This is a genomic window from Aeromicrobium sp. PFPM2_SD2, assembly GCF_057364525.1.
The window spans coordinates 1-1077 of the sequence record NZ_JBNFNZ010000625.1; the positions used below are offsets into that span (position 1 = coordinate 1).

Annotated in this window: 2 protein-coding genes; both read right to left on the reverse strand. The window is 75.6% G+C overall.

Features of this window, described 5'->3' with window-relative positions:
- A partial coding sequence (locus tag AC2W7G_RS16965; protein WP_485869473.1) for an iron chelate uptake ABC transporter family permease subunit occupies nucleotides 1-483 on the reverse strand: 483 nt, incomplete at its 3' end.
- Entirely contained in the window at nucleotides 396-998 is a 603-nt protein-coding gene (locus AC2W7G_RS16970; RefSeq protein ID WP_485869474.1) for an iron chelate uptake ABC transporter family permease subunit, read from the reverse strand. The genes AC2W7G_RS16970 and AC2W7G_RS16965, both read right to left, overlap by 88 nt.
- Nucleotides 999-1077 lie beyond the last annotated feature (79 nt).

Here is a 1077-nt window from a genome sequence, read left to right on the forward strand (position 1 = left end):
GCCGAAGATCGACCGCGACGCGCTCGAGCGCACGCCGACGACCCGCGGGCTGTCCTCGTCGAGCGTCAGCAGGTCGAGCTCGCGGCGCACGGCCAGCGCGAGCGGCAGCGCGAGGACGAGCACGACCGCCACGGGAGCGACCTGCTCCCACGCGCGTCCGTACGTGGTGCCCGAGAGCCAGGTGAAGATCTGCGGGGTGTTCCACGGATCGGCCCGCACCAGCAGATAGGTGGTCAGCGCGGTCGTGCCGTACCAGGTGCCGATGCCGATGAGCACGAGCCGGTCGGCGTCCAGGCCGCGACGCCAGGCCAGGGCGTAGACGAACGCGAACGCGACGAGCGCCGAGACGCAGGCCGCCACGAGCGTCTGCGTGGTGGAGCTGGCCCCCAGCCTCGTCACGACCAGCACGGCACCCAGGCCGGCGCCGCCGGTGATGCCCAGCAGGCCGGGCTCGGCCAGCGGGTTGCGACAGGTGGCCTGCACGAGCGAGCCGGACAGGGCCAGCGCGGCCCGGCGAGCACGGCCGCCGCCACGCGCGGGGCCCGTTCGGAGAAGGCGAAGTCGATGGGGGCCGGGGCCGAGCCGGACAGCCACAGGCCCAGGTCGCCGACCAGGTACCAGGTCTCGCCGGCCAGCATCCCGACCAGGACGACGGCCACCATGGCGACGGTCGCGATCGTGGCGACGAAGGCGGACCGGCGGACGCTGCGCAGTCCGACGCGGCCGGCGGCCGGCTGGCGGGTGGGGCCGGAGTCCCGGCTGACGCGGGCCAGCAGGATCATCATGACCGCGCCGAGCACCGTCGTCGTGACGCCGGTCGGCACCGACAGCGCCGACTCCGCGCCGATCATCGCGCGGACGCCGGCGTCGGCGAGCACGACCGCGACCGCACCGACCAGGCCCGCGGCGGGCAGGAGCACGAGGTGCCGGTTCAGCCCGGGCACCGGACGCGCCAGCAGCCGCACGACCACCGGCGAGAACAGGCCGACGAAGCCGATCGGGCCGCCAGCGTCACCGCGGCGCGGTCAGCACGACGCCAGCACGGTGCCGACCGCGCGGTCGAGCGCACCGGCACGC